3 protein-coding genes and 1 pseudogene are annotated in these 3,245 nt (G+C 73.2%); 1 reads left to right on the top strand and 3 read right to left on the bottom strand.

Translation table 11 applies throughout. The features are described from left to right. Positions 1–508: DUF3152 domain-containing protein (locus D3105_RS33085; RefSeq protein ID WP_118906514.1), on the top strand; the 508-nt coding region annotated here is incomplete at its 5' end. Between the two features lie 20 nt (positions 509–528). Here D3105_RS33085 and D3105_RS33080 read toward each other — a convergent pair. The 3 genes and pseudogenes from D3105_RS33080 to D3105_RS33070 form a co-directional block, all read right to left on the bottom strand. Beyond that, positions 529–1,188, bottom strand: a complete 660-nt coding sequence (locus D3105_RS33080; RefSeq protein ID WP_118906513.1) for an imidazolonepropionase-like domain-containing protein — start codon at positions 1,186–1,188, stop codon at positions 529–531. Between the two features lie 7 nt (positions 1,189–1,195). Next, positions 1,196–2,395, bottom strand: coding sequence for a cyclic dehypoxanthinyl futalosine synthase (gene mqnC, locus D3105_RS33075; protein ID WP_118906512.1), 1,200 nt, complete (start codon positions 2,393–2,395; stop codon positions 1,196–1,198). A gap of 71 nt (positions 2,396–2,466) precedes the next feature. Continuing rightward, positions 2,467–3,245: pseudogene (locus tag D3105_RS33070) on the bottom strand (serine/threonine protein kinase); the annotation flags it as partial.

Here is a 3,245-nt window from a genome sequence, read left to right as displayed (position 1 = left end):
GAAGGGCAGGGGCAGCGCCTACCGGGTCGAGGTGGAGGACGGCATAGGCGTCGACCCCGACCGGGCCGCCGCCGGCATCGCCGCCGTCCTCGCCGACCCGCGCGGCTGGAGTCACGGCGGCGAGCGCTCGTTCCGCCAGGTCGCCGACGGATCGGCCGGGCTGGTGATCCGGATCGCGACCCCGGCGACCACGGACCGGATGTGCGGCGCGTACGGCCTGAACACGCGCGGCGAGGTCAACTGCCGGGGCGGCGAGAAGGTGATGGTCAACCTGAAGCGCTGGCAGCTCGGTTCACCGCAGTTCGACGGGCCCGTCGCCGAGTACCGGGCGCTGATCATCAACCACGAGGTCGGCCACTGGCTGGGGCGCGGCCATGAGACCTGCCCGGGGAAGGGACGTCCCGCGCCCGCGATGATGCAGCAGATCGACGGTCTGAAGGGCTGCGTCGCCAACGCCTGGCCGTACGACGCGAAGGGACGCTACCTGGGCGGGCCGAAGGTGCCGTGACGCCCGCCGGTGCACCGGCCTCAGCGGGCGCGGTGCACCAGCCGTCCCGCGAGCACGGTCGCCACGCAGGGCCGGGGCCCTCCCCCGTACAGCGCCGCCTCGTCGGGCACGTCGAAGACCGCGAGGTCGGCCCGGCCGCCCACGGTCAGCGGGCCGTGCGCGGTACGGGCCAGATCGCCGCCCGCCGCGAAGGGATCCAGGTCCGGCACCCCGTCCCGTACCGGAACAGGCGACGGCGCGACCTGGACGACCAGCCCCGACCGGGCGACGGCCGTGCGCAGCGCCGGGTCGTCCGCGCCGAACGGGCCCGCCACCTGCGTGGTGCCGTGGCGCAGCATCCGCTGGAGCCCGCGCCGCACGCTGCCGGCCCGCCGGGTCGCGTCCATCGTCGCCGCCAGCTGATCGAACTTCTCGCCCCACAGCGGGAGTTCACCCAGCTCGTCGGCCTCGCGGGGGTCCGGGTGGTAGCAGCGGGTGAGCAGCTCGCGGGCCCGGTCCTGGCGGAGTCCCGGGGTGAGGAGGCCGGGCCAGCGGCGGACCCGGGCGGCCGGGTGCGCGGCGGCGACCTCCTCGTACGGGCCGAGAGCGGCGATCCGGTCGCCGTCCACCGCGACCGCACCGTCCGCGACGGCCGCCGCGCCCACCGCAAGGACCAGGGGCGCGGCGTGAATCGTCAGCACGGCTACGTCAGTTGGCGTTGAGGAGCTTCAGCTCCGGGTGTGCGGTTCCGCCCTCGATCGCGGTGGACGAGATGTGCGAGACGACGCGCTCGTCGACCGGGTCGTTGGCCGGGTCGTCGTGCACGACGAGGTGCTCGTACGTCGTGGCGCGCTGGGCGGGGACCCGGTCCGCCTTGCGGATCAGGTCGATGATCTCCAGCCGGTTGGAGCGGTGCTTGGCGCCGGCCGAGGAGACGACGTTCTCCTCCAGCATGATCGAGCCGAGGTCGTCCGCGCCGTAGTGCAGCGACAGCTGGCCGACCTCCTTGCCGGTGGTGAGCCAGGAGCCCTGGATGTGGGCGACGTTGTCGAGGAAGAGCCGGGCGATGGCGATCATCCGCAGGTACTCGAAGAGCGTGGCCTGCGTGCGGCCCTTCAGCTTGTTGTTCTCCGGCTGGTAGGTGTACGGGATGAAGGCGCGGAAGCCGCCCGTACGGTCCTGGACGTCCCGGATCATCTTCAGGTGCTCGATCCGCTCGGCGTTGGTCTCGCCGGTACCCATCAGCATGGTGGAGGTGGACTCGACACCGAGGCCGTGCGCGATCTCCATGATCTCCAGCCAGCGCTCGCCGGACTCCTTGAGCGGGGCGATGGCGGTGCGCGGCCGGGCGGGCAGCAGTTCGGCGCCGGCGCCGGCGAAGGAGTCGAGCCCGGCGGCGTGGATGCGGCTGATGGCCTCCTCGGCGGAGACCTTCGAGATCCGGGCCATGTGCTCGATCTCGGAGGCGCCGAGCGAGTGGATGACCAGCTGCGGGTACGCCTTCTTGATCGCGGAGAAGTGCTCCTCGTAATACTCCACGCCGAAGTCCGGGTGGTGGCCGCCCTGGAACATGATCTGGGTGCCGCCCAGCTCCACGGTCTCCGCGCAGCGGCGCAGGATGTCGTCGAGGTCGCGGGTCCAGCCCTTGTCGGTGGCCTTGGGCGGGGCGTAGAAGGCGCAGAACTTGCAGGCCGTGACGCACACGTTGGTGTAGTTGATGTTGCGCTCGATGATGTACGTCGCGATGTGTTCCGTACCGGCGTAGCGGCGGCGGCGTACGGCGTCGGCGGCGGCGCCCAGTGCGTGCAGCGGCGCGGACCGGTAGAGGTCGAGCGCCTCCTCCGGGGTGATCCGACCGCCTTCGGCGGCTCGGTCGAGGACGGGCTGAAGGTCGGCCTTCTCGGTCACCGGGCTGTCACCTTTCGGCGGTTTTTTGAGGATCCACGGACCGATCCAGCGTACGCCAGCCCCTTGCGCGATCAGTCGCCGGACCGGGTGAGCTTCCCGTACGGGAGCCCCGCGGCGCGTTCCTTCGAGCGGTAGTCCAGGGTGCCGTCATCGGCGAGCCGGAAGACGAGGTCGGCCTCGGTGCCGGTGCACAGGCCGGGGGTGCTGGGGCGGTCCGGGTCGGTGGCCTCGCGGATGTTCAGCTCCTTCGCGGTGCCGGAGGCGAGGGTGCCGACACTGTTGCAGGTGACGGTGATGCCGAGCTGGGAGATGGTCGTGCTCATCCGGACGACCTGCTCCCCGCGCTTGCCCTCGGTGAAGACGGCGGTGAGCGTGCCGTGGGGCTGGCCGGTCGTCTTCTCGGTGACCGGGCCCTTCCAGGTGCCGACGTACGCCTTCGGCAGGGCGGTGGCCGGGGCCTCGCTCGCGTCACCGGATGCGGAGGGCGTCGGCTTCTCCCCGGCCGGCGGGGAGGCGGACCTCGACGGGGTCGCGGCGGCGTCGCCGCCCCGGTCCCGGTCGGCGTCGCCGCCCGGGAGGAGGCCGTCGAGCAGACCGGTGCCGATCGTGACGGCGGCGAGCGCGCCCGCCACGGCCAGGGCGACGGTGCAGCTGACCCGACGGCCGCGGCGCTCGCCGGGGGGCTGCCGGTTCTCGGCGCTGACGGTCAGGGAGAGGCGGGGGTCGCCGCCGCGCTGCCCCGGTAGGCCGCCGGTGCCGCGCGTGCCGTCGCCGCCCTGCCGGTAGGTCCCGGCATGCGCCGGGGCCGGGGGGCCGGTGGGGGCGGACGTGGCACGCGGAGGCATCGGGG

Origin of the sequence: Streptomyces globisporus (assembly GCF_003501885.1) — a bacterium.
GTDB classification, from domain to species: Bacteria; Actinomycetota; Actinomycetes; order Streptomycetales; family Streptomycetaceae; genus Streptomyces; species Streptomyces globisporus_D.
This window is presented reverse-complemented; position numbering and strand designations above follow the sequence as displayed.